The following is a 24,136-nucleotide window of genomic DNA, read 5'->3' on the forward strand; positions in this document are numbered from 1 at the left end:
CGTGCCCGCGGATGGGTGGGGCGGTGGTGCGCGGTGCGTCAGTGGATGATGCCGGTACGGAGCGCGACGGCGACCATCCCGGCGCGGTCCCCGGTGCCCAGCTTGCGGGCGATGCGGGCGAGGTGGCTCTTGACGGTCAGCGCGGACAGGCCCATCGAGACGCCGATCGCCTTGTTGGACTGGCCCTCCGCCACCAGTCGCAGCACCTCGACCTCGCGGCCCGACAGTTCCCGGTGGCCGCCCGGGTGACCGGGCCCCCCGGGGCCGCCGCCGGGCCTGCGGTGCATGCGGGCGGCGGCGGAGCCGATGGGCGCGGCGCCGTGCCGGGTGGGCATGCCGCCGCCCAGGCTGTTGCGGGTGCCGGTGACGACGTAGCCCTTGACGCCGCCCGCGAGTGCGTTGCGGACGGCGCCGATGTCGTCGGCGGCGGAGAGGGCGAGGCCGTTGGGCCAGCCCGCGGCGCGGGTCTCGGAGAGCAGGGTGAGCCCTGATCCGTCGGGCAGGTGGACGTCGGCCACGCAGATGTCACGTGGGTTGCCGACTCGGGGGCGGGCCTCCGCGATGGACGACGCCTCGATCACATCCCGTACGCCGAGCGCCCACAGGTGGCGGGTCACGGTGGAACGGACTCGGGGGTCGGCGACGACGACCATGGCCGTCGGCTTGTTCGGGCGGTAGGCGACCAGGCTCGTGGGGTGCTCGAGGAGAACAGACACCGGGCCTCCTGGGGGGAGTCACTGGGGGTGGAAGGGTCACAGACTCCTTCGGCAGCCAGCCCGTCCCGCTTTAGGGAATGATCACGAATCAGTGATAACAATTGGTGCAATTCGGACGGTCGATCGACAGTCTGCAACCGACACGCCTCATCACAGCGGCTGCGGGCCCCGGCGCTGCGGCAGTGGTAGCACCACCACCCCCTCGGACCCGGCCGCGCCCTCCGCCCCGCCGGCTCCGTCCGCGCCGCCGGGCGGCAGCCCCGCGCACTGGCACAACATGTCGCACCACGCGGCGAGATGGGCCGCCACATCCGGCGCGCCCCCGCCCCCGTCCGCAGCCGCGCCGCCCCCCGGCCCCGCCCGCTCCCCGTCCCGGGGCGGCATACCGGGCGGGGCCGGGGACCAGCTGGCACGGATCTCCAGCTCGCTCTGCGTCTGCCGCGCGGCCAGCTCCCCGAAGAAGTACGAGCCCGACCGCGTCACCGTCCCGCTGGGCGCCCCGAACTCCAGCGCACGCGCCTCCAGCGCCCCCGTCAGCCAGGACCAGGTCACCTCCGGCAGCAGCGGGTCAGCCGCCATCTCCGGCTCCAGCTCGGTGCGCGCCAGGGTGACCACGCGGAACGCGCCTCCCCAGGACTCCGGCTCCCGCGGGTCGTGCAGCAGCACGAACCGGCCGTCCGCCAGCTCCTCGCCGCCGTCCTCGACCGTCACCTCCACCGCGTGTGCGAACGGCGCGAGCCGCTTGGGTGCGGGCAGCGCCCCGAAGGACACCTCCGCCCGGTGCCGTACGCCCTCCAGAGCCGCCACCGCCTGCCGGAACAGAAGCGGAGCCTCGTCCCCTCCCGCCTCCTGTGTGCCGCCGGAGTCCCCCGCCGTCTGTGCTCGAGCCGCTGCCATGGGCGGAAGAGTAGGCGCAGGGGGCGGTCCGCACCGGTAGGGACACGAACGGCGCCCCGTGCTGCGTGCGAGACTTCTGACCGTGAGTGCCAACAACCGCCCCCCGGGCCCGCCGACCGCCACCCAGGACTCCGCCTTCCTCCGGGCCTGCCGCCGTGAACCGGTGCCGCACACGCCGGTCTGGTTCATGCGCCAGGCGGGGCGCTCGCTGCCCGAGTACCGCAAGGTGCGCGAAGGCACCGCGATGCTGGACTCCTGCATGCGGCCCGACCTCGTCACCGAGATCACCCTCCAGCCCGTCCGCCGCCACGGCGTCGACGCGGCGATCTACTTCAGCGACATCGTGGTCCCGCTCAAGGCCATCGGCCTCGATCTGGACATCAAGCCCGGCGTCGGCCCGGTCGTCGAGCAGCCCATCCGCAGCCGCGCGGACCTGGCGCGGCTGCGCCCGCTGGAGCCGGACGACGTCTCCTACGTCGCCGAGGCCGTCGGCCTGCTCACCGCCGAGCTGGGCGCCACCCCGCTGATCGGCTTCGCGGGCGCGCCGTTCACCCTGGCCAGCTACCTGGTCGAGGGCGGCCCCTCGCGCAACCACGAGCACACCAAAGCCCTCATGTACGGCGACCCGCAGCTGTGGGCCGACCTGCTGGACCGGCTCGCGGAGATCACGGCCACTTTCCTGAAGGTGCAGATCGAGGCCGGCGCCTCCGCGGTCCAGCTCTTCGACTCCTGGGCCGGCGCCCTGCGCCCCCACGACTACCGCCACTCCGTACTGCCCGCCTCCGCCAAGGTCTTCGACGCGGTAGCGGGCTACGGCGTGCCGCGCATCCACTTCGGCGTCGGTACGGGCGAGCTGCTGGGGCTGATGGGTCAGGCCGGTGCCGACGTGGTGGGCGCCGACTGGCGGGTCCCGCTGGACGAGGCGGCCCGCCGCGTCGGACCGGGTACCGCGATCCAGGGCAACCTCGATCCCGCCGTGCTCTTCGCCCCGCGCGAGGCCGTCGAGGAGCAGGCGGACCAGGTGCTGGCCGCGGCGGCCGGCCTCCCCGGGCACATCTTCAACCTCGGCCACGGCGTCCTGCCGGACACCGACCCCGACGCGCTCACCCGCCTGGTCGCCCACGTGCACGAGCGGACCGTACGGGCGTGAGCGGGCACGCAGCGGCCGGCGCCGCGACCGTCCCGGGTGCGCACGCGCCGCGCCGCCCCCGCGCTGTTGTGATCGGCGGCGGCATCGCCGGACTGGCCGCCGCCCGCCGCCTGCTGGCCGACGGTGCCTCGGTGACGCTCCTGGAGGCGTCGGGACGGCTCGGCGGCAAGCTCCTGACCGGCGACGTCGCGGGCAGCGCGGCAGTCGACCTGGGCGCCGAGTCCCTCCTGGCCCGGCGCCCCGAGGCCATCGACCTGGCCCGCGCCGTCGGCCTGGGCGACGCGCTCCAGCCGCCCGCGACCGCGAGCGCCGCGGTGTGGACGCGCGGAGCGCTGCGCCCCATGCCCACCGGCCATGTGATGGGCGTGCCCGCCGACCCGGCCGCGCTGGACGGAGTGGTCTCGCCCGAGGGCCTCGCCCGCATCGCCGAGGACGCGCGGCTGCCGCCCACCGAACTGGGCGAGGACGTGGCGGTCGGCGCCTACGTCGCCGCGCGGCTGGGCCGCGAGGTGGTGGACCGGCTGGTGGAGCCGCTGCTGGGCGGCGTGTACGCGGGCGACGCCTACCGCCTCTCCATGCGGGCCGTCGTACCGCAGCTCTACGAGGCGGCGCGCGACGGGCGCTCGCTGCTGGCCGGAGTCCGCGCGCTGCTGGCGCGCCGCGCCGAGGAGGCGGCGGCGCGGGGCACCGCGGGCGAGCCGGTCTTCCTGGGCATCGAGGGCGGCGTCGGGCGGCTGGCCGAGGCCACCGCGGCGGCCTGCCGCGCGGCGGGCGGCGCACTGCGCACCGGTGCGCCGGTACGCGCCCTGCGCCGTACGGGTCCCGCTGGCACGGGTGCCTCCGGCACGGCCGCCGAGGCGGACACCGGCGGCGCGGGAGGCTGGCGGGTCACCCTCCAGGACGGCACCGGCCTGGACGCGGACGCCGTGGTGCTGGCCGTGCCCGCCGGCGCCGCCGCGCGGCTGCTCGCCGAGGAGGCGCCGGCGGCGGCCCGCGAACTGGACGCGGTGGAGTACAGCTCGATGGTGCTGGTCACCCTGGCCTTCCGGCGCGCCGACCTGCGCGCCGACCCGCCCGGCAGCGGCTTCCTGGTGCCGCCGGTGGACGGCCGCTCCATCAAGGCCGCCACCTTCTCCGCCGCCAAGTGGCGCTGGACGGCCGCGCAGGACCCGGAGTTGTTCGTGCTGCGCACCTCACTGGGCCGGTTCGGCCAGGAGGACCAGCTGCGCCGGCCGGACGAGGAGCTGGCGGCCGCCTCGCTGCGCGATCTGGAGGCGGCGGCCGGGATCACCGCGAAGCCGGTGGACACGGTCGTCTCCCGCTGGGAGGACGGACTGCCGCAGTACCCGGTCGGGCATCTGGAGCGCGTCGCGCGGATCCGCCTGGACCTGGCGCCGCTGCCGCCGCTGGCGGTCTGCGGGGCCGCGTACGACGGCGTCGGCATCCCGGCCTGTGTCGGCGGCGGGGAGCGGGCCGCACAGGAGACCCTCGCGCGAATCCGGTGAGGCCGCAGAGGACAATGAGGCCATGACTGCTGAACCGGAAAAGGCACCGCACGCGGGCAAGAAGGCCAAGGAACTCAACGAGAGCATCCGCTACACCCTCTGGTCGGTCTTCCGGCTGCGCGACGTGCTCCCCGAGGACCGCGCCGGGTACGCCGACGAGGTGGACGAACTCTTCGCCCAGCTCGCCGCCAAGGACGTGACGGTGCGCGGCACGTACGACGTCTCCGGCCTGCGCGCCGACGCCGACGTGCTGGTCTGGTGGCACGCGGAGACCGCCGACGCGCTCCAGGACGCGTACAACCGCTTCCGGCGCACCCGCCTGGGGCGCCACCTGGAGCCCGTCTGGTCGAACATGGCGCTGCACCGCCCCGCCGAGTTCAACAAGTCGCACATCCCCGCCTTCCTGGCCGACGAGTCCCCGCGCGACTACGTCTGCGTCTACCCGTTCGTGCGCTCCTACGACTGGTACCTGCTGCCCGACGAGGACCGCCGCCGCATGCTCGCGGACCACGGCAAGATGGCCCGCGGCTACCCGGACGTACGCGCCAACACCGTGGCGTCCTTCGCGCTGGGCGACTACGAGTGGCTGCTCGCCTTCGAGGCCGACGAGCTGCACCGGATCGTCGACCTGATGCGCCACCTGCGGGCCTCCGAGGCGCGGCTGCACGTCCGCGAGGAGGTGCCGTTCTACACCGGCAGGCGCAAGGCGGTCACCGAGCTGGTCGCCGGTCTGGCCTGAGCCCCCGGCCCGGCGGCGCCCGGGGCGCGATGCCCCGGCGCCCCGGCCGCGCGGCGCCCGGCGGTCAGCGGAACGGCCGGAGCGCGGCGCGGCCCCCGCCGAGCGCCGCGCGCAGCTCCGGTTCGGCGAGCACGGCGGGGCCGTGTACGGCCAGCGCGGTCAGCGCCGCCCGGCCGTCCGCGGCGTCCCCGCCGGCCGTAGGGGGCAGCTGCCGCAGGCCCGCCGGGGAGGCCCAGCCGGTGGCCGCCCGCAGCTCGCGGTGCGAGAGGAGCAGCGTCCCCAGGACGAGCGTCCACGGCAGCGCGAACCACAGCGCCCGCGTCACGGCGTCCGGGCCGCCCCCCGCCCACTCCGCCGCCACACCGGCCAGCGGCACGAGCACCGCCGCGCCGCGCAACTGCCGCAGCGCGGCGTTCAGCCGCCTGCGGACCGGGTCTGGCACCGCCAGCCCCGCCGCCGTGAGCCGGTCCGCGAGCGCCCGTACGGCGTCGGTGCCGGCGACGGCCGTCCGCAGCGGAGCCACCAGGGACTGGCCGCCGGGGCCCAGGGCCGTGATCACCGTGCGTTCGAGGTCGTCGCGGCCCCGCGGATCGACGACGGTGGCCCAGCCGGTGTGCGCCAGCAGCAGCCGCCCGTCCCGGTCCATCGCCACCAGGGTGAGATCGGTGACGCGGTGCGGGCCGCCGGAGAGGTACGCCGTCTCGTAGAGGGTGAGCTGCCGGGCGGCAGCCGCCCGCTCCGGCGCGGCGGCGGGCGGCACCGCCCGGCACAGCCGCACGCAGGCGGCGGCGGCGACCGCCCAGGCGGCGAGGAGGAAGAGCACCCACATGGTGCGGTTCTATCCGGAGCGGCACCGCGGGCGCCAGCGCGTATTTCACCTCCCGGACAGCACAGCGGATTTCCGCGACTCCGCCGCCCGTGCCCGTCAGCCGCGCAGCGCGGGATGGTCGGCGACCACCGTGCAGGACCCCGGGGCGATCTCGGTGAAGCCCGCGTCCCGGACGACCGGCAGCCCCGAGCCGGTGAGCCGTGCCCACCGCGCCGCCGACGGTGCGGTGCGCACCGCCAGCGCGAACCCCGCCTCCCGCCACCGCCCGCGCGCCCGCGCATCCAGCTCCCACCACGCGCACTGCGCGGCGTGCCCGGCCTGTGCCATGGCCTTGCCCGCCGACATCTCCAGCTCCGGGTTGAGCCACAGCACGGGCTCCGCGCCGCCGGGCGGCGGCGCCGCTCCGGCCGGATCGGTCAGCTCGGTACCGGAGACCTGGAGGCGCGCGAGGTGGGGCGGCCAGCCGTCCAGCGGCACCGGCGGGAAGGCCCGCACCTCGGCAGAGCGGCCGGTCACCGTCAGCCCCGGCAGTGCCTCCGCACGGCGCCACTCCGCGCCCCGCGCGCGGCGTACGACCTTGCGGATGCCGCGCTCCTCCCAGAGCCGCACCCGCTCGTGCCATTCCCCCTCGGCGGCGTCCCCGGTCCCGGCGGCGCGCGGATCGGCGAGCAGCGTGAGCACCGCTCGGGCGGCGGTCTCCAGCGCGTCCGTACGCGACGGCGGCGCGGCCCGCTCGATGCGCACGACCAGCGGCAGCACGTAGCGGGTCGGCGCGTCCTGGAGGTCCTGGCCGGTGTCGTTCACGCGGCAAGTCTGCCGGACGCTCCCGGGCGCTGCGCTCGTCCCCCGGCTCGCCGGGCCCAGGGCAGCAGCGGGGGAACCCCTGCCTGACGGCGCACTAGGATTCCTGGCCATGAGACTCCGCGAGGTGGGGCGGCGCTACGGTCCGCGAGGTCCGTGGGTGCTGCGCGGTGTGCGGTGCGAGTTGCCCGGTGCCGCGCTGGTGCGGGTGGCGGGCGGGAACGGCAGCGGCAAGTCCACGCTGCTGCGCCTGCTGGCGGGCATCGACGCGCCCTCGGCGGGCCGGATCACCGGGCGTCCACGCCGTACCGCGTACGTGCCCGAGCGGTTCCCCGCCGCGCTGCCGTTCAGCGCACAGGGCTACCTGTCCCATCTGGCGCGGGTGCGCGGACTGCGCCGGGACGCCGCGAGCCGGGCGGCCGGGGAATGGCTGGAGCGGCTCGGCGCCGGGGGATACGCCCGTACGCCGATGGCGGAACTGTCCAAGGGCACCAGCCAGAAGGTCGCCGTCGCCCAGGCGCTGCTGGCCGAGCCGGAGTTGCTCGTCCTGGACGAGGCGTGGACCGGCCTCGACACGGCCGCCCGCGCGGAGCTGGACCGCGCGGTGGCCGAGCGGGTCGCGGCGGGCGGCACCGTCGTCTTCGTCGACCACGACCCCCGGCGGCTGGCGGGCGCTCCGCAGCGGCTGCTGCGGGTCGCGGACGGCCGGGTGGACGCCGCGCCGGACGACGGCGCCCCGCAGGGCGCGCCGGAGGTCCCGTCGGTAGGGGTGACGGTGACCGGGCCGCCCGGTGCGCTGCTGCCCGCCGGGCTGCCCGGCGGGCCGAGCCAGTCGCCGGGGCCGGACGGCACGCTACGGCTGACCGTGGCGGCGCCGTACTCCGACGCGCTGCTGCGCGCACTGCTGGCGGCCCGGCCGCCCTGGCACATCGACGCGGTGCGGACGAGACCCCCGGCGGTGGCTGAGGAGCGGCCCACCCCGCAGCCGTCCACCCCGCAGCCGCCCGTCGCGGAAGGCGGTCCCCGGCTGTGATCGCACTGGTGCGCTACCAACTCGCGCTGCTGCTGCGCTCGCAGCGCTGGCTCCCCCCGCTGCTGCTCTACGCGGCGATCGCCGCCGTCGGGCTCCAGCAGGGCCAGCCGCTGCTCGACTCGCTGGGCTTCGCCGCCGCCGCGCTTTTGCCGGTGTCCGCGTGGCTGGTGCGCGTCTGTGTGACCGGCGAACCGGAGGCCGCCCGGGCCTGCGTCGCCGCAGCCGCCGGGCCCGCTCGCACCCATCTGGCGAGCCTGCTTGCCGGGCTGCTGGCGGCCACGGTGCTGGGCGCCGCCGGGGTGCTGGTGGTGACCGTGCTGAGTGATCCGCACACCAACGACGGCCGCACCGCCGTGCCCCTGGTGCCCGCGGCGGGCGCGGGCCTGCTGGCGGCGCTGACCTGTGTGCTCTTCGGCACGGCGGTCGGGGCCCTGTGCAACCGTCCCTTCCTGCGCAGCCCCGGCTGGGCGGTGCCCTCGTCGCTGCTCGCCGTGCTGCTGGTGCTGGTCGCGGGCGCGTCCCCGGCGAACGCGGCGGTGCGCGGCCTGGTGAGCGCCTCCCGCGACGGCGCGGTGCCCGTGCCGTGGCTGCCGCTGGCCGCCGCGCTGCCGGTGGCCGCGGCGGCGGCCTGGGCGGCCTGCCGGCTGGTCCCGCGCCGCCGGTGAGCGGCGCGGGCCGGGGCGGCCGGGCCAGGGGGCGCCGGCACACGTCCCCTCGGCCCAGAGGGCCTGGGGAGACCCCATCCCTCGGCCCAGAGGGCCTGGGGAGACCCCATCCCTTGGCCCTGGGGGCCTGGGGAGACTCCATCCCTTGGCCTGGTGGGCTGGGGAGGTGCCGTCTCTTGGTCCTGGTGGGGCGGGGGAGTTGCCATGCCTCGGCCCTGGCGGGTCTGGGGGAGGTGCTGGTCCTTGGTCATTACGGGCCGGGGAGGGGCCGTCCCCCGGTCCTCCAGGACCGGGGGACGGCCCCTCCCCGGCCCGTCGTGTTGGCGGGGCCATCCCCGTACGCCCGGTACGGGGATGACCCCGCCTGGCGGGTGTGCTCGGCTGCCGGAGGCCGAGACGCGCCCCGCACCCCGAGCGGACCGCGCCGTCGCGGGCACGATCTAGAATCGTCGGCATGGAGCAGCAGCCCGGCACCGGGCCCCTCGTCGAGCGCGCCGCGTGTACGGAGTGCGGCGAGCCGAGCGAGTATCCCGTCACGGCGCCCGGTGTGACGCGCTGTCCGGTGTGCGAGTGGCAGGAGGCGCAGCGGAGCGCCTGCTCCGGCTGACGGCTGCGGCGGGCCCGCCGCAGGTCAGTGCCGCCAGGGCCCGGTGACCGCGAACGTCGTACCGGGCGCGTAGCAGTTGACGAACATCGTCCGGCTGTCCGGGGAGAACGTGACGCCCGCGAACTCGCCCCAGGCGGGCTCCTCCGGCGTGCCGATGTCCTGCCTGCCGCGCGCCATCGGGTAGATCGTGCCCTTGCGGGTGAGGCCGTAGACGTGCTGCGCGCCCTCCCCGTCCTCGCAGACCATCAGTCCGCCGCTGGGTGCCAGGGCGATGTTGTCCGGTTCTTCGCCCGGCATGTCCAGATCGCTGTCCGGGCCGAAGATCACGACCAGGGTCAGGTCGTTGCGCTCCGGGTCGTAGCGCCAGACCTGCCCGTAGTGGTCGCCGCCCGCCCCCATCGCGCTCTTGGCGAAGCTGGAGACGAAGTAGACGCAGCGCCCGCCCCAGTAGCAGCCCTCCAGCTTCTGCGCGTGCATGATGCCGCCGCGCCCGAAGTCCTGGTCCCGGATGGGGGTTTCGGCCGCCAGCGGGTCCGGCACCGGCACCCATTCGATGTCCTCGAACGTGCTGCCCGGCTCCTTCACCACCGACAGGTCCGGCACGCCCGGCACCCGCATGGCCTCCAGCACGCCCCCGGCCCGCAGGGACCCGAAGCCGCCCCGGGGGCGCCGGGGCAGGAAGCGGTAGAAGAGCCCGAAGGGCGCCTCGAAGGCGTCCTCGGTCTCGTAGATCACCCCGTTCGACGGGTCCACCGCGATCGCCTCGTGCGCGAACCGGCCCATCGCCTTCAGCGGTTCGGGCACCGTGCGCTGGTCCGGCCGGACACCGACCTCGAAGATGAAGCCGTGATCCTTGGTGTAGCCCTGCTCACCCGCCTTGAACTCGGTCTCCTCGCAGGTCAGCCACGTGCCCCAAGGGGTGTGGCCGCCCGCGCAGTTGGTGGAGGTGCCGGCGATGGCCACGCCCTCCGCCCGTACGTTGTTGTGCCGGTCCAGTTCCAGGACGGTGCAGCCGCCCTCGGCCTCGGGGTCGTAGGTCAGCCCCCGCACGGCGGGGACGGCGATCTTGGTGCGGCCCTTGCGGTTCTCGTGGTTGCGCACCAGCCACACGCTGCCGTGGGAGCCCGTACGTCCGGGCCCGTAGCCGTGGCCGCGCCCGTCGCCGAAGGCGGCCATGCCGTCGTGGCTGCTGGGCACCCGGCCCTCGCCCGAACGCAGCGGATCGCCCTCCCGCGAGAGCACCTCGTAGCGGAATCCCTCGGGCAGGTCGAGCAGGCCCTCCGGGTCCGGGACGAGCGGGCCGTAGCCGCGCCCCCCGCCGGTGCCCTGGGCCTGCGCCGTACCGGCGAAGACCTCCGGGATGCTCCCGGCGAAGGCGATGCCCGCTCCCAGGGCACCGGAGCGGGCAAGCATCTGACGTCGTGTCGCGGACATCGTTCCTCCTCCTGCTGGCGGACAGGAATCACTGGGAACGTGGTCTATCACGGGGACACCCGCAGGAGCACTAGGCACAACGGGCCGTTGTCGCGCGCCGGATGGCCTACGGCAGGCGCGCGAGCCGCTCGCCGTCCCGTGCCAGAGCGGTCAGCCGCGAGATCGCCCGGAAGTACTTCTTGCGGTAGCCGCCGCGCAGCATCTCCTCGCTGAAGAGCCGGTCGAACGGCACTCCCGAGGCGAGCACCGGCACCTCGCGGTCGTAGAGCCGGTCGGCCAGCACGACCAGCCGCAGCGCCGTGGCCTCGTCGGACACCGTCCGCACCCCGGTCAGGCACACCGCCGCCAGCCCCTCGCACATCGCGCCGTAGCGGCTGGGGTGGACGCGGGCCAGGTGGTCGAGCAGCGCGGGGAAGTCGTCCAGCGCGGCGTGCGGGGTGCGGCGGGCGGCCCGTACGGTCTCCTCGTCGGTGCTGGGCTCGGGTGCCTCGGGCAGGCCGCGGTGCCGGTAGTCCTCGCCGTCGATGCGCAGCGGGCGGAAGTGCGCGGACAGGCCCTGTATCTCGCGCAGGAAGCTGTCGGTGGCGAAGCGGCCCTCGCCGAGCTTGCCGGGCAGCGTGTTCGAGGTGGCCGCCATCGCCACGCCCTCCTCGACGAGCCTGCTCAGCAGCGAGGAGACCAGCACGGTGTCACCCGGGTCGTCCAGCTCGAACTCGTCGATGCAGAGCAGCGCGTGGCCGCTGAGGGTCTGCACGGTCTGCTGGAAGCCGAGGGCCCCGACCAGGTTCGTCAGCTCGACGAAGGTGCCGAACGCCTTGCGCTCCGGCGGTGCGGGGGCCGCGTGCCAGACGGAGGCGAGCAGGTGGGTCTTGCCGACGCCGTAGCCGCCGTCGAGGTAGACGCCCTGCGGCGCTCCCGGGCCGCGCCGCCCCTGGGCGCGCCCCCTGCGGAACCACGGCTTGCGGTCGCGTTCCGCCGGTGCGGCGCCGTACAGGCCCGCCGCGAAGCCGCTGAGGGCCGCCACCGCCGCCTGCTGGCTGGGCTGACCCGGGTCCGGTATGTAGGTGTCGAACCGCACCGCGTCGAAGCGCGGCGGCGGCACCATCTCGGCGACCAGCCGCCCCGCGGGCACCCTCGGCTCGCGGGCGCACAGCGAGAGCGGCGAGGAGGGTATGGACTCGGCTGTGTGGGTGGCGGTGGTGGACACGCTTCTCATGCTACGGCGCCGTAATGCGCGGGTGCCCGTCCGGTGTGCCATGCCACACTGCCGCGTATGCGACGTCTGTTCCCCTCCGACCAGCCCGCCGTGCCCGAGGGACCTGCCGAGACCCCGGGGGCCGCCGGTCCGCCCGCCGGGTCCGGCGCCGAGTGGGGCCTGGAGAGGCTGGCGGCGGCGTACGCCTACCCGGAGGGCCCCGGGCACTGGCTGCGCGCGAACATGGTCTGCTCGCTGGACGGCGCCGCCCACCACGGGGGCCGCTCGCAGCCGCTCTCCTCGGAGGCGGACATGCGCGTCTTCGGCGTGCTGCGCGGCCTCGCGGACGTGGTGGTCGTGGGTGCGGAGACGGTGCGCCACGAGGGGTACCGGCCCGCCCGCGCGCGGGCGGCGTTCGCCGAGCGGCGTGCGGCGGCCGGCCAGGGGCCGGCTCCGGCGATCGCCGTGGTCAGCGCCGGGCTGGAGCTGGACTTCTCGCTGCCGCTGTTCACCGCGCCGCTGGTGCCGACGCTCCTGCTCACCGGTGCCGGGGCCGCCGCCGACCGGGTACGCGCGGCCCGCGCGGCCGGTGCCGAGGTGGTGTTCGCGGGCGAGAGCGCCAGGGTGGACCCCGCCCGCATCCCGGCGCTGCTGGCGGAGCGCGGCCTGACGCGGCAGCTCACCGAGGGCGGCCCCCGGCTGCTCGGGCAGCTGACGGCGGCCGGTGCGCTGGACGAGCTGTGCCTGGCGCTGGCGCCCCGCGTCGCGCTGGGGACCGCGCCCCGGGTGATGGACGGGCCGGAGGCGGCGGTGCCCGCCGAGTTCGTCCTCGCCTCGGTGCTGGAGGAGGCAGGGTTCCTCTTCACCCGCTACCGCAAGTCGAACAACAATTCGACAGTAGCCCCGTGATGCTCCGGCGAATCAGCGGAATAACAGATTCCGCTTACTCTTGATCGGGCAGACTGAGGAGAGCGCAGGCCCCGTGCGTGCGCGGGGCAGAATGGTTTCTGTTGGGGTCTCCGGGCCTCGCGTAGAAGAAGGGCACCCGTCGTGTTCACGACCGTGTTGATGATCGAGAAGCCGCTGGTGTCCGCCGACGTGGAGCTTGTCACCACCCTGCACGGGGACGAGCCGGTCTCCTTCGTCGTGCTGATGCAGCCGCGCGGCGACCAGGACCGGCTGCTGCGCGCACTCGACGACGTGGCGCTGGGCGAGCTGGAGGAGGCCGTCCACGAGGGTGAGGAGCCGGAGGGCGGGGAGGCCCTCCAGCCCGCCCGGCTGGCGCTGGAGCACTCGCTGAAGTCGCTGCGGGAGGCGGGGGTGGAAGCCGTCGGACAGATCATCGAGAAGCACCCGCTCGACCTGCTGACCTCGGTCGTCTCCCAGACCCGCGCCGACGAGGTCGTCGTTCTGACCGCTCCGCACCTGGTCGAGGAGTTCTTCCACCGCGACTGGGCCTCGCGCGCCCGCCACCGGGTGGGCGTCCCGGTGCTGAAGCTCTTCGCCCACGCGGAGTAGCCCGCCGGGCAGCCCGCCGGGCAGCCCGCCGGGCGCTCCGTGCCCCGCCGCCCGGGCGGTGAACGCACGCCCCCGGAGGCTGGTGCCGGTCACCCCGGCACGGTGCCGTGCCCGGAGCGCTTAGGCTGGACGCGGCGTGAGCCCGCCCGCCGCGCCCGCGCATCCGTACGACCCTGGGAGCCCTCCGCGATGACAGCCGTGCCGCCTGCCATGGAACGTCCGCACTTCATCGGCATCGGCGGCGCCGGGATGTCGGGGATCGCGAAGATCCTGGCGCAGCGCGGTGCCCGGGTGGCGGGCAGCGACGCCCGCGAGTCCGAGAGCGTGCTGGCGCTGCGCGAGCTGGGCGCGACCGTCCACCTCGGGCACGACGCCCGGCATCTGGCCGAGGACGCCGACTGCGTCGTCGTCTCCAGCGCCATCCGCCCCGGCAACCCGGAGCTGGCCGAGGCCACCGCGCGCGGCATCCCCGTGGTGCACCGCTCCGACGCGCTGGCCGCGCTGATGACCGGGCACCGGGCGCTGGCGGTGGCGGGCACCCACGGCAAGACGACCACCACCTCGATGCTGGCCGTCAGCCTCCGTACGCTCGGCCTGGCCCCCTCGTACGCGATCGGCGGCGACCTGGACGTCCCCGGTTCGAACGCCGACCACGGCAGCGGCGAGATCTTCGTCGCCGAGGCGGACGAGAGCGACCGCAGCTTCCACAAGTACGCGCCGGAAGTCGCGATCATCTTGAACGTGGAGCTGGACCACCACGCCAACTACGCCTCGCTGGAGGAGATCTACGACTCCTTCGAGACCTTCGTCGGCCGCGTCCGCGAGGGCGGCACGCTGGTCGTCGCCGCCGACCACCCCGGCGCCCGCGAGCTGACCCGGCGCATCCGCGCGCGCGGCGACGCCCCCCGCGTCCGCACCTACGGCGAGGCGGCCGACGCCGACGTCCGGGTGCTCCGCGTCACCCCCCACGGCCTGACCAGCGAGGTCGTGGTCGCGCTGGACGGCCGCGAGCTGACCTTCGCGGTGTCCGTGCCCGGCACGCACTACGCGGTCAACGCGGTCGCCGCGCTGACCGCGGGCACCGCCCTGGGCATCCCCGCCGAGGGCCTCGCCGAGGCGCTGGGCAGCTACACCGGGGTGAACCGGCGGCTACAGCCCAAGGGCGAGGAGGGCGGCGTCCGCGTCATCGACTCCTACGCGCACCACCCCACCGAGATGACCGCCGACCTCGAGGCCATCCGCGGCGGCGCGGCGGACGGCCGGGTGCTGGTGCTCTTCCAGCCGCACCTCTACAGCCGCACGCAGGAGCTGGGCGCCGAGATGGGCGCCGCGCTGGCGCTGGCCGACGCGTCCGTCGTGCTCGACATCTACCCGGCCCGTGAGGACCCGATCCCCGGGGTGACCAGCGCCCTGATCACCGAGGCCGCGCGCACGGCGGGGGCGGATGTGCGCCTCGCGCCGTCGAAGGAGGCGGCGCCCGGGCTGGTCGCGGGAATGGCGAAGCCCGGGGACCTCGTTCTCACCATGGGGGCGGGCGACGTCACCGAACTGGGTCCGCGCATCCTGGAGCACCTCGCGGACTGAGCGGGACGGAGCCGACGGCCGGGCCCGTCCCCCGGACCGACCGGATGCCCGGACCGAACGGCCCCACCGGACCAAGGAGCATGGCCATGGCGTACGAGATGGACAAGCCGGACGAGCAGTGGCGCGCCGAGCTGACCCCCGAGGAGTACCGCGTGCTGCGGGAGGCGGGGACCGAGGCGGCCTTCCGGGGCGAGTACACGGACACCACGACCACCGGTGTCTACCACTGCCGCGCCTGCCAGGCGGAGCTGTTCCGCTCCGACACCAAGTTCGAGTCCCACTGCGGCTGGCCCAGCTTCTACGATCCGGCCGACACCTCGGCCGTCGAGCTGCTGGAGGACACCTCGATGGGCGCCGTCCGCACCGAGGTGCGGTGCGCGGCCTGCGGCTCGCACCTGGGCCACGTCTTCGCGGGCGAGGGCTACCCGACCCCGACGGACCAGCGGTACTGCATCAACTCCATCGCTCTGCGGCTCGCCCCCGCCGAGAGCTGAGCGGGCGGCGAAGCCCCCGGGGCCCGGTCCACCCCCGAGCGGACCGGGCCCAGGTAGCGCGCTTCGCTCAGTCCGCCTTGCGCCGGCGCGCCTCGAACGCCGCCAGGTCCTTCTCCAGGTTCCACTGGAGCATCGCCTTCGGGCTCTCCTCCAGCATGGCCTGGCAGCGGGAGGTGACATCGCCCGTCCGGGGGTCGCTGCCCAGGCAGTCGGGTCCGGGCCGGTGGTCGCCGGGGCCGCGCCACAGGCTCTCGCCCTGGATGAAGGCGTGGTCCAAGGAGGCGCGGGCGCTGGCCCGCAGCTCCTGGTACGTGGCCTGGTGCCGGGTGGTGGCGCGCCGGTACTCGTCGGTGATGGTGATCCGGGAGACGCCCTGGTCGTCGGTGGACAGGGCCACCGGCACGCCCGCGTCCAGGTAGCGGCGCAGCGGGTGGGCGGCGCCGCACACCTGGAGGATCTGGCAGTTGCTGGTCAGCGGCACCTCCACGGCGACCTTCCGCTTCGCCATGGTGCGCAGCAGCTCCTCGGGGCGGTCCTCGCGCAGGATGTCCACCCCGTGGCCGACGCGCTCCGCGCCCGCCGTCTCCACCGCGTCGCGCACGTGGAAGCGCAGGTCCTTCGCCGGGGCCACCTTGGGCGTCAGCTCGCCCGCGTGCAGCGAGACGCGGGCGGTCGGGTAGACGGACTTGAGGTAGCGGATCATCCGCATGTGCAGCCGGTAGTCGCGCAGGGCGGTCGGGTGATCCTCCGCCTGGACCAGGTTGACGCCGACGTAGTACGGGTTGTTCTCGGCCATCAGGAATCCGGCGAGCAGCTGTGCGAACACGTACTTGGGGTCGTAGGTGCGGCCCACCTGGAAGTCGAAGCGGACCTCGACCCCGCAGGCGGCCTCCGGGGCGTCACCGGCGCAGCCCAGTTCGGTGTAGTACTCGTCGAGGTAGGTCTCGGTGTCCTCGCCCGACCGTGCGAGGTAGGTGTCCATGCCGTTCCCGGCGAGCAGGGTCCGCCGCAGCTGCGCGAAGTCGGGGTTCCACTCCACGTCCCGGGCGAGCGCGGCCAGCTCCTTGCCGCGCGGGGTGAACAGCGGCTCCACGTACGACTGGTTCTGGGCGGCGGCGGTCCGCGAGACCGCCGCCAGCAGCCGCCCCCGGTGCGCGTGCGTGACGGCGGAGAACTTGCCGAACGTACGGAAGAAGTGGTCGTGCCCGGACTCCTCGGGTGTCTCCTCGAAGTCCTCCATGGACCAGGCCCGGACGACCTGACGCCGGAAGTCCTGGTCGCTGACGGCCTCCTGGGCGGGGCGGGCGCCGTTCACGCACGGCGGCGGCACCGCCGTCATCGTCTTGTCGACGCACAGCCCGTCCCGTGCCGCGAAGTCGATCAGCGACTCGGTCGGCACCGCGCCGGACAGGTGCGTGTGCAGGTCCCCGCCCTTCGGCATGTCCCGCAGGAAGTCCCCCAGCAGGGCCGGGTCGTCGCGCAGTTGGGCCAACTGCCGCGCGGCCTGGGCCCCGGCGCCGCCGTCGGGCCAGGCGGGGGCCGGTTCGGCGGCGTACGGGGCGCCGGCGCGGTCGGCCGCGGTGCGCGACGCGTCGTAGGCCGCCCCGCCCTGCGGCGCGTCCCGCGGTGCGGCGGCGGCCGGGTTGGCGGGGAGCAGGGTGAACCCCAGTGACGCCGCGGTCACCAGGGCGGCTGCCAGGCGTCGCCGCCGGGCGGGGGAGTGTCCGCTTGCAGAAGTGATCATGGGTCAGGGATAGCGGAACCGCGTCCCCTGCCCCGGACCTTCGCCCGATCGGCGGCGCGCCGCGGGGGCCGCGGCGCGCGCGTACCCGTGGCCGTACCGGACGGTGCCCGCGCCGCGCCCGTGGTTCTCCGGGCTGCCAGGCGTGTCGGCCATGCCGGGGAGATGGGCCGGAGTCGGGACCGCCCCGTCGTGCCGCTGCCGCATGGCTTGTTTGACACCTCAACATGTGGTGCAGGTGAGGCGGACGAAAGAGAGAGGCGGCACAGGCCCTTGTCACGGAGCACCTGGATCATCTGGACCTTGACGACATTCGGCACGCTGGGCGCGGTGGGAGTGGTGTCCACCCTGCTGACCCTGCGCCGACCCGGCGACGGAACCGCGCGGCACGGGAATCGCTGGGCCGAACCGGTGACAACTGGTCAGGAGACCCGGCCACGGCGCCGTCCGAACGCAGTTCCGCGCGATACTCGAGTTCCTCCCGGACCTGCCGGTGAGCGCGAAAGACCTCGGTTCGAGGGCGTGCACGCCAGCCCGACGACCCCCGGCTCCGTCCACCCGGAGCAGACCCTTACCGGCCGCCCCGCCGTGGCGCGAGTCGAAGCCGCGGCAGCGGACGGGGACACCGCGCGCGCCGCGGCACGGCTCTCCGACGCGTACTGCCGACTTTTCACCATGCTGGGTCCGCCCGACGAGCGGACCCGGCGGAACAAGTAGCCCGCACCTACCACCCGCAGGGCGGCGAACGGAACGGGGGTTCACATGACCTCTGACAACGAACCGGCCCGCCCGGCGGCCACGGGCCTGGAGATCGCGGCCCAGTGGGCGGCGCTCCCGGCCGACCACCTCAAGGTCGCGCTCCGCGCGCTGGAACCGCAGCTGGCCCGCGAGCACGCCTACCGGCTGGCCCGCCTCCGGCAGGAGGAGTCCGAGGCCCTCCGGGCCCACCGGCTCCGCCTCGCGGGCCTGGTCTCCGGGTTCCTCATCACCGTCGCCATGCTCGCCGGCGCGGTCGTCGTCGGCCTGCGGGGCGAGCCCTGGCTCGCCGCCATGCTCTCCGGACCCAGCGTCCTCGCCCTGGCGACCCTCTTCGTGCTGCGCCGCAGCGATCCGACCCAGACCGTCGCGGTGGCGCGTGCGCACCGCGACGCCCTGGCCGCCTCGGCACCGCCCCCGCCCGCGCCCTCGCCCGCCGGCCCCGGGCTGCTCTGAGGGGGCCGCCGCGCTATATCGGTGGCCAGGGCAGGCGCGGGCGGTACAGCATGGCCGACATGTCTGAGCTTCTGCTGCCTTTCCTCGGCGCGTGCCTGCTGGTGGCGATGGCACCCGGTCCGAGCACGGTGCTGATCATCCGGAACTCGCTGCGCAGCCGCCGGTCGGGGCAGCTGACGGTCCTGGGCAACGAGACGGGGGTCTTCGTCTGGGGCGTGGTCGCCGCCTGCGGTCTGACCGCGCTGCTCGCCGCGTCGGAGGTGGCCTACGACGTGATGCGGTACGCCGGGGCGGTGGTGCTGATCGTCTTCGGCATCCAGGCGATACGCTCCGCGCGGCGCGGCGAAGCCGTCGAACTGGACGCGGCGGAGGGCGGCGAGCGGGCGGGGTCGGGCTGGCGCTCGTACCGGGCCGGGCTGCTCGTGAACCTCGCGAACCCCAAGGCCGCGATCTTCGCGATGTCCTTCCTCCCCCAGTTCGTGCCCTCCGGCGCCCCGCAGCTGCCGACGATGGTGGCGCTGGCCGCGCTCTGGGCGGTGTTCGAGGTCGGCTACTACTCCGCCTACGTGTGGGGTGTGGGCCGCCTCAAGCGGGTGCTCTCCCGCAGCGGCGTCCGCAAGCGGCTGGAGCAGGTCTCCGGGGGCGTACTGCTCGCCCTGGGCCTGCGCCTGGCGCTGGAAGGCTGAGGGCTTTCCCTGGATCACGCCTGCCCGGGACGGATCACGCCTGCCCGGAACGCCAGCTCCGGTCCTCGCCGATTCCGTCGCCGGTGACCCGCAGCGTGGAGTGCGAACCGCGCGGGTCCAGGGAGCAGGCGGCGCGTACGGTCCGCACGTCCTCGGCCGTGCCCACGGTGATCTCGGTCCGCGTGAAGAGGCGGGTGGCCGCGGGGCGGTGAGCGTGCGTGGAGATCTCGTAGGTGTGGACCAGCTCGACGGGCTCGTCGTCCATCGTGCGGCCCCTCGACCGCAGACCGCCGCGGACGACGACTTCGGTGCTGTCCGCGCTCTCCTCGATGGTCACGGGCGTGCCCACGTCGGCCATCCGGGGTTCTTCCGCGGCGCGGGTGGGCGCGGGCAGTGCGAAGGGGGCCGCCGTCTCGCGGGCGGCGGGCACTGTCGGCAGGTGCAGGACGCTGCGGCTCCCGGAGCCGACGAGTACGTCGAAGCCGGCGGCGGAGAGCTGGGGCCAGTACTCGGGGAAGTCCGCTGCGCTGAGCGTCAGTTGAAGGCGATGGCCGGGCTTGAGCTGATAGCGGGTGGGGTCGAGGTCCAGCTCGAGGTGGTGGCTCGTACCGGCTGCGCCCTCCGCTGCGGGCACTCCGGTGTAGGGGGGCGGGTTGGACAGGCGCTGGAAGCCGCGTGTGATCAGCGTCGTGCGGCCGTCCGGCGAGAGGTCGTTGAGCTTCGCGACGACGTCCACCTCCAGGTGGGCGACGGCCAGGGAGAGGCTGACGCGCGGCGCTCCGGCGAGGTCCAGGGGGGAGTCGAACGCGTCGGAGGTGAACGCGGCGGACCGGGCCACATCCCGGCTCTGATCACGCGGGCCCGCTGTCATACCCAGGCCCGCGGCGACTCCGGCCGTGGCGTCGAAGGCCACCGGGACCCGCCCCGGCGCCCCTGGTGCTGCGGTGCGCAGCCCCTCCTCGGAAAGGTGGAGGGAGCGTTCGAGGGTGGGCGCGGCCGGGAAGCGGTCGGCGAACTCCCAATGCTCGGCGCCCATGACGTACGTGGACACCCTCGGCGCCGGCGGCCCCTGGGGGGCTGCGCCGCGCACGTGTTCGTCGAACCAGTCGAGGGTCACGGCCATCGAGTCGACCGGTGCCTGCTCCTGCCCTTCCGGCATGCCGTGCAGCCAGGGTCCGCAGATGATGCGGCACGGTGCGTCGATCGCCGCGAAGTCGTCCCACGCACCGCGGATGTTGGTGTCCCGCCAGCCGGTGATGAGGAGGGTGGGCACGGCGATGGCGGCCGGGTCGGCCTCTCGCCCCTGCCAGTAGCGGTCGCGGTGCGGGTGCCCCGCCCATGCGTCGTGCCAGGGCTTCGCCGCCTCGAGGCGTGCGGCATAGGCCGCGGGCGGGAGCCAGGGCGCGGTGGGGGGCACGGCGGCCATGGCCAGCATCATCGTCGACCACTCACCGATGATCATGGCCAGTCCGAGGGCGCCTCGGCGGACCACTTCGCCCGTGTACGGGTCTGTCGACCCCTCGATCGCCGCCACCGCGCACAGCGACGGCGCTCCGCTGGACGCCGCGCGCAGCGCCGTGACGCCCCCGTACGACAGGCCCCACACGGCCACCTGCCCGGTGCACCACGGCTGTTCGGCGAGGCGCTCGATGACGTCGTAGATGTCGTCCTGCTCGATCCGCTCGAACGCGTCGGCCTTGACGCCTTCCGAAGACCCGGTCCCGCGGAAGTCGACCACCGCGACGGCGTATCCGGCCGCGGTGAACCTCGCGAACCGCGCCGTGCCTCGCGGCCCGAACCACGCGTCCTTGGAGTACGGGTTGGACGTCACGACGACCGGCAGGCGACCGGAGGTCTCCTCATCCGGGAGATAGACGTCGGCGGCGAGGCGCACGCCGTCGCGCATGGTCAGCGGCACATGACGCAGGAGTCGTGACATGGGGTTCAGCCTTTCCGCTGCGGCGAGTGAGGGGAGGGCTGTGCCTGGCTGTCCCAGGTCGCCGGAGTGATCGCGTTCCGCCGCAGACGGAACTTCTCGACCTTCTGCGTCGGTGTCTTCGGCAGCGCCGGCACCAGTTCGATGTAACGGGGCACCATGAAGGCCGGTGCGGTGGCGAGGCAGAAGGCGTGCACCTCCTGGGCGGTCACCCCGGAGCCGGGCCGGGCGACGACGGCCACCTTGAGGTCCTCCTCCGTCAGCTCGCTGGGCACTCCGACGGCGGCTGCCTCCAGGACGTCGGGGTGCCCGATCAGCACTTGCTCGACCTCGTGGGCGGAGATGTTCTCCCCCCGGCGGCGGATGGAGTCGGTGAGCCGGCCTGTGAAGGTCAGGAATCCGTCGTCGTCGAGCGTGCCGAGGTCGCCGGTGTGCAGCCAGCCGTTCCTCAGGACGCGCGCGGTCGCCTCCGGCATGCCGTGGTAGCCGTTCATGACCAGCCCCGGCTCCCGGCCGCGCACGGCGATCTCGCCGGTACGTCCGCGGGGCAGCGGGTCTCCGGAGCCGTTCACGATCCGGACGTCGAACTCGGGGATCACCCGCCCGCACGCGCCGGGCGGGCGGGGGCCTTCGAGGGGGTCGTAGACGGGTACGCCGCCGTCGGTGAGGCCGTAGACCTGCCGGAGCGGGAAGCCGAAACGCGCTTCCCAGCCGTGCTGCCACTCGGGCAGGGGCACTCCCCAGGCCAGCCTGACGCGGTGGGCGCGGTCCTCGTCGGCGGGGGGCCGCTTCCACAGGATCGTCAGCGTCGCACCCATGAAGTTGAAGACGGAGGCGTCGAAGGCGAGGACGTCGTCCCAGAACCGTGAGGCGCTGAAGCGGCGGCCGAGCGCGGCGGTGCCGCCGCAGGCCAGGGCCGCCACGACGGTCAGGGTGGCGGCGTCGATGTGGAAGAGCGGGAAGGGGCTGTAGAGGACGTCGTCGCTGCGCAGGCCCAGGTGGGCGGCGTGCAACTGCCCCTGCCTGGCCAGGTACCGGTGGGACAGCGCGCACGCCTTGGAGGCGCCGGTGGTGCCCGAGGTGAAGAGCAGGGTGGCGGTGGCGAGGTCGTCGACCTCGCCGGGCGGGCAGGGGCCGGTGCCGCCCTGGTAGTCGGCCAGGTCCTCGAACCGCTCGAACCACTCGTCGCCCGTGCGGCCGTTGACGATGAGCCGGGGCGGCCCAGGAAGCTGGTCGAGCACGGGCATGACGACGGGCAGCAGCGCGGCGTCGCTGACCAGGATCGAAGCCTGCGACACCTTCAGCGCGTGCGCCAGCTGGTTCCCGAGCAGGGCGGTGTTGAGTGGGGCGTGCAGCGCACCCAGGCGTGCCAGGGCGAACCAGACGAGCACCTGCTCGAGGCTGTTGTGCATCAGCAGGGCGACGCTTCCGCCCGGGCCTATCCCGGCCCGGGCGAAGGCGGCGGCCAGGCCGGCCGACCGCTCCTGGGCCTGGCGGTAGGTGAGGTCGCCCTCCCGGGTGCGCAGGAAGACGGCTTCGGGGGTGCGGGCCGCCGCGTGAGCGAGCATCGCGGTGATGCTGGTCCCCTCCATCTACCAAGACCCTTCCGCGGGCCCGAAGAGACGGGCGGCGTTGTCATGGAAGAGTGCGCGCAGCGCCGCCTCCGGCAGACCCGACGCGCGCCACTCGGTGAGGGCGCGGGCCGGCGAGATCATCGGCCAGTCGCTGCCGTAGAGGACCTGATCCCGCAGCACGTTGGGCATCATGCCGAACAGCGTGTCCCACCCCGTCCCGGGTTTGGCGACGTACTTGGGTGCCAGCGCTCCGAACTCCAGGTAGACCGTGGGGTGGCGGCGCGCCACCGCGCAGTACTCCGTCACCCAGGGCCAGCCGGCGTGGCAGGCGATCAGCGTCAGGTCGGGAAAGTCGCAGGCCACCTGGTCCAGCAGCTCCGGCCGCTCGTGCCGCAGAGGATGCATGCGGCTGTAGGTGATGCCGGTGTGCACCGCGACGATCAGCCCCAGCTCCTCCGCCCGGGAGTACATCGGGTACAGGCGGCGGTCGTCGATGTCGAGTCCGAAGAACGCCGGCTGGAGGGTGACCCCGCGCAACCCCAGGCCGCCCACCGAGGCTGCCTGCCGGGCGATCTCGGTCGGCCGGGAATCGGCGAGGTCGACACAGCCGATGCCGGTGAACCGGTCGGGATGGTCGGCCAGTACCTGGCACAGCGCTTCGTTGAGCCGGTCCGCCGACTCCCCGCCCTCGGACTCGGCGTGCATGACGGCGCGGTCGATGCCCTCGGCGTCCATGAGGTGGAGCAGGTCGGCGAAACGGCCGGTGTTCATCTTGTCGGTCAGCTTCAGCACCTTGTCGTACTGCTCGACCTGCCGCCTGGGGGCGGCGTAGGCGTGCGTGGGACGCAGCTCCTGCGGGAGCCGTACCCGGGCGTCGATGATGCTCATCCCGCGACCTCCGTCCTCTGTGCGCGCACCGGCGCGGCGACGGGCTCGCAGGCCAGCCGCGCCGCGGGCACGTCCCCCGACTCCTCCCGGCCTACCACCGGTATCCCGACGAGGCGGCAGGCGAACTCGACGAACCGGTCCTGGACGTCGCTGACGTCCAGCCGCCCGTCGGGCCGGTACCAGTTGGCGACGCCGTTGCACATCTCCAGCAGCGCCAGCCGGGTGAGGCGCGGATCGGTGACCGCGAAGGCGCCGGTACGGCCGCCGCGCTCGATGACCCGGGCGAAGACCGACTCGTAGTCGTCACGCAGACCGATGAGCGCCTCCTGATCACCCGGGCCCAGGGCACGTACCTCCTGGTCGGTCACCTTCGCCGTGAGCGGGTTGAGCGCGGACAGCCCCACGTGTCCCCGCACCAGGCGAGCCAGCTGGACGCCGGGGTCGGCCGACGTGCTGGTCGCGTCGACCGCGGAACGCAGCAACTGCTCGAGGCAGGTCCGCATGACGTCGCGGAGGATCTCCTCCTTGCCCCCGGCGTAGTGGTACAACGTCGCCGAGTTGATGCCCGCGGCCCGCCCGAGCTCCCGAATGCCGGTCGCGGCATACCCCTTCTGCGCGAACAGGCCCACCGCCGCCCGATGAATCTCCGCCAGCCCCATACGACATTCCCAATCGATCGATTGGGGGAATTTATACCTCCCGTGTCAGGGCCGGTCAAGAGGAGAGAACGCTGACCTGGGATTTACCTGGACTGCGTGGGGAAGGAGGCCGGCCTAGCAGCGATGGCCCGATCAACCGATTGACTGGCGGGCGTGCTCAGACGGTGACACACGGCCGCCGGCGCCGGAACCGCAGCGGCCCGCGTCCTCGCGACGCATCGCGGCGATTCGTCAACACATGGACGCCGCATCACCCGACGCGTCACACTGATC

General features: G+C 74.4%; 24 protein-coding genes. 13 read left to right on the plus strand and 11 right to left on the minus strand.

The window, feature by feature from the left end:
* Window positions 1-38: 38 nt before the first annotated feature.
* Together H299_RS0112420 and H299_RS0112425 are read right to left on the minus strand one after the other, a co-directional pair.
* Entirely contained in the window at window positions 39-716 is a 678-nt protein-coding gene (locus tag H299_RS0112420) for a response regulator transcription factor (protein WP_027748671.1), read from the minus strand.
* Between the two features lie 150 nt (window positions 717-866).
* Window positions 867-1,613, minus strand: coding sequence for a DUF3000 domain-containing protein (locus H299_RS0112425; protein ID WP_027748672.1), 747 nt, complete (start codon window positions 1,611-1,613; stop codon window positions 867-869).
* A gap of 82 nt (window positions 1,614-1,695) precedes the next feature.
* Here H299_RS0112425 and hemE point away from each other — a divergent pair, with 82 nt between their 5' ends.
* Genes hemE through hemQ form a run of 3 tightly spaced genes read left to right on the plus strand, consistent with a single transcriptional unit; the run spans window position 1,696 to window position 5,007 of the window.
* On the plus strand, window positions 1,696-2,763 hold the full coding sequence (gene hemE, locus H299_RS0112430; protein WP_027748673.1) for a uroporphyrinogen decarboxylase: 1,068 nt from the start codon (window positions 1,696-1,698) through the stop codon (window positions 2,761-2,763).
* Window positions 2,760-4,268 (plus strand): protoporphyrinogen oxidase, encoded by a 1,509-nt coding sequence (gene hemG / locus H299_RS33775; protein ID WP_078512672.1) that lies wholly within the window; start codon window positions 2,760-2,762, stop codon window positions 4,266-4,268. The genes hemE and hemG overlap by 4 nt, the downstream gene beginning before the upstream one ends.
* A gap of 22 nt (window positions 4,269-4,290) precedes the next feature.
* Entirely contained in the window at window positions 4,291-5,007 is a 717-nt protein-coding gene (gene hemQ, locus H299_RS0112440; protein ID WP_027748674.1) for a hydrogen peroxide-dependent heme synthase, read from the plus strand.
* Window positions 5,008-5,071: 64 nt separating this feature from the next.
* Here the strand turns inward: hemQ and H299_RS0112445 are convergent, their stop codons facing one another.
* The gene (locus H299_RS0112445) at window positions 5,072-5,836 is read right to left on the minus strand and encodes a TIGR04222 domain-containing membrane protein (RefSeq protein WP_027748675.1); all 765 of its coding nucleotides are present in this window, start codon (window positions 5,834-5,836) and stop codon (window positions 5,072-5,074) included.
* A 96-nt stretch (window positions 5,837-5,932) separates the two neighbouring features.
* Window positions 5,933-6,751 (minus strand): aminoacyl-tRNA hydrolase, encoded by an 819-nt coding sequence (locus H299_RS0112450; protein WP_078512673.1) that lies wholly within the window; start codon window positions 6,749-6,751, stop codon window positions 5,933-5,935.
* Between H299_RS0112450 and H299_RS39080 the strand changes: the two genes are divergently transcribed.
* From H299_RS39080 to H299_RS39930, 3 genes are all read left to right on the plus strand, one after another.
* Window positions 6,750-7,670 carry an ATP-binding cassette domain-containing protein gene (locus tag H299_RS39080; RefSeq protein ID WP_106965782.1) on the plus strand — a complete coding sequence of 307 codons (921 nt, stop codon included), beginning with the start codon at window positions 6,750-6,752 and terminating at the stop codon, window positions 7,668-7,670. The genes H299_RS0112450 and H299_RS39080 overlap by 2 nt on opposite strands.
* Entirely contained in the window at window positions 7,667-8,335 is a 669-nt protein-coding gene (locus H299_RS39085; protein WP_027748677.1) for a hypothetical protein, read from the plus strand. The genes H299_RS39080 and H299_RS39085 overlap by 4 nt, the downstream gene beginning before the upstream one ends.
* 454 nt (window positions 8,336-8,789) lie before the next feature.
* Complete coding sequence (locus H299_RS39930) at window positions 8,790-8,942, plus strand: hypothetical protein (RefSeq protein WP_199782432.1); 153 nt, start codon at window positions 8,790-8,792, stop codon at window positions 8,940-8,942.
* A gap of 24 nt (window positions 8,943-8,966) precedes the next feature.
* On the opposite strand, the gene H299_RS0112470 is transcribed toward H299_RS39930, so the two are convergent.
* Window positions 8,967-10,376 (minus strand): alkaline phosphatase PhoX, encoded by a 1,410-nt coding sequence (locus tag H299_RS0112470; protein WP_027748678.1) that lies wholly within the window; start codon window positions 10,374-10,376, stop codon window positions 8,967-8,969.
* Between the two features lie 106 nt (window positions 10,377-10,482).
* Window positions 10,483-11,592, minus strand: coding sequence for a cell division protein ZapE (zapE, locus tag H299_RS0112475; protein WP_051262386.1), 1,110 nt, complete (start codon window positions 11,590-11,592; stop codon window positions 10,483-10,485).
* A 57-nt stretch (window positions 11,593-11,649) separates the two neighbouring features.
* Here zapE and H299_RS0112480 point away from each other — a divergent pair, with 57 nt between their 5' ends.
* The 4 genes from H299_RS0112480 (at window position 11,650) to msrB (ending at window position 15,167) form a co-directional block, all read left to right on the plus strand.
* On the plus strand, window positions 11,650-12,480 hold the full coding sequence (locus tag H299_RS0112480) for a pyrimidine reductase family protein (RefSeq protein ID WP_027748680.1): 831 nt from the start codon (window positions 11,650-11,652) through the stop codon (window positions 12,478-12,480).
* 141 nt (window positions 12,481-12,621) lie between these two features.
* Window positions 12,622-13,089, plus strand: coding sequence for a hypothetical protein (locus H299_RS0112485; protein ID WP_027748681.1), 468 nt, complete (start codon window positions 12,622-12,624; stop codon window positions 13,087-13,089).
* A 189-nt stretch (window positions 13,090-13,278) separates the two neighbouring features.
* Window positions 13,279-14,673, plus strand: a complete 1,395-nt coding sequence (gene murC, locus H299_RS0112490; protein WP_037758760.1) for a UDP-N-acetylmuramate--L-alanine ligase — start codon at window positions 13,279-13,281, stop codon at window positions 14,671-14,673.
* A gap of 86 nt (window positions 14,674-14,759) precedes the next feature.
* A complete protein-coding gene (msrB, locus tag H299_RS0112495; protein WP_027748683.1) occupies window positions 14,760-15,167 on the plus strand; it encodes a peptide-methionine (R)-S-oxide reductase MsrB in 408 nt (135 codons plus the stop codon).
* Between the two features lie 67 nt (window positions 15,168-15,234).
* Here the strand turns inward: msrB and H299_RS33790 are convergent, their stop codons facing one another.
* Window positions 15,235-16,911 carry a hypothetical protein gene (locus H299_RS33790; protein ID WP_037758762.1) on the minus strand — a complete coding sequence of 559 codons (1,677 nt, stop codon included), beginning with the start codon at window positions 16,909-16,911 and terminating at the stop codon, window positions 15,235-15,237.
* 519 nt (window positions 16,912-17,430) lie between these two features.
* Between H299_RS33790 and H299_RS0112510 the strand changes: the two genes are divergently transcribed.
* Genes H299_RS0112510 through H299_RS0112520 form a run of 3 tightly spaced genes read left to right on the plus strand, consistent with a single transcriptional unit; the run spans window position 17,431 to window position 18,806 of the window.
* Window positions 17,431-17,625 carry a hypothetical protein gene (locus tag H299_RS0112510; RefSeq protein WP_027748685.1) on the plus strand — a complete coding sequence of 65 codons (195 nt, stop codon included), beginning with the start codon at window positions 17,431-17,433 and terminating at the stop codon, window positions 17,623-17,625.
* A gap of 45 nt (window positions 17,626-17,670) precedes the next feature.
* Window positions 17,671-18,120, plus strand: a complete 450-nt coding sequence (locus H299_RS0112515; protein ID WP_027748686.1) for a hypothetical protein — start codon at window positions 17,671-17,673, stop codon at window positions 18,118-18,120.
* Between the two features lie 59 nt (window positions 18,121-18,179).
* On the plus strand, window positions 18,180-18,806 hold the full coding sequence (locus H299_RS0112520) for a LysE family translocator (RefSeq protein ID WP_027748687.1): 627 nt from the start codon (window positions 18,180-18,182) through the stop codon (window positions 18,804-18,806).
* Between the two features lie 34 nt (window positions 18,807-18,840).
* On the opposite strand, the gene H299_RS0112525 is transcribed toward H299_RS0112520, so the two are convergent.
* The 4 genes from H299_RS0112525 to H299_RS33805 are packed head-to-tail and all read right to left on the minus strand — an operon-like array spanning window position 18,841 to window position 23,863.
* Entirely contained in the window at window positions 18,841-20,745 is a 1,905-nt protein-coding gene (locus H299_RS0112525) for a CocE/NonD family hydrolase (RefSeq protein WP_078512674.1), read from the minus strand.
* A 5-nt stretch (window positions 20,746-20,750) separates the two neighbouring features.
* Window positions 20,751-22,334 carry an AMP-binding protein gene (locus H299_RS33795; RefSeq protein ID WP_199782433.1) on the minus strand — a complete coding sequence of 528 codons (1,584 nt, stop codon included), beginning with the start codon at window positions 22,332-22,334 and terminating at the stop codon, window positions 20,751-20,753.
* Window positions 22,335-23,204: an amidohydrolase family protein gene (locus H299_RS33800; protein WP_051262388.1), complete on the minus strand. Its 870-nt coding sequence runs from the start codon at window positions 23,202-23,204 to the stop codon at window positions 22,335-22,337.
* Window positions 23,201-23,863, minus strand: a complete 663-nt coding sequence (locus tag H299_RS33805; RefSeq protein WP_051262389.1) for a TetR-type transcription factor C-terminal domain-containing protein — start codon at window positions 23,861-23,863, stop codon at window positions 23,201-23,203. Before H299_RS33805 ends, H299_RS33800 begins: the two co-directional genes overlap by 4 nt.
* Window positions 23,864-24,136 lie beyond the last annotated feature (273 nt).

The organism is Streptomyces sp. CNH287, from assembly GCF_000424825.1.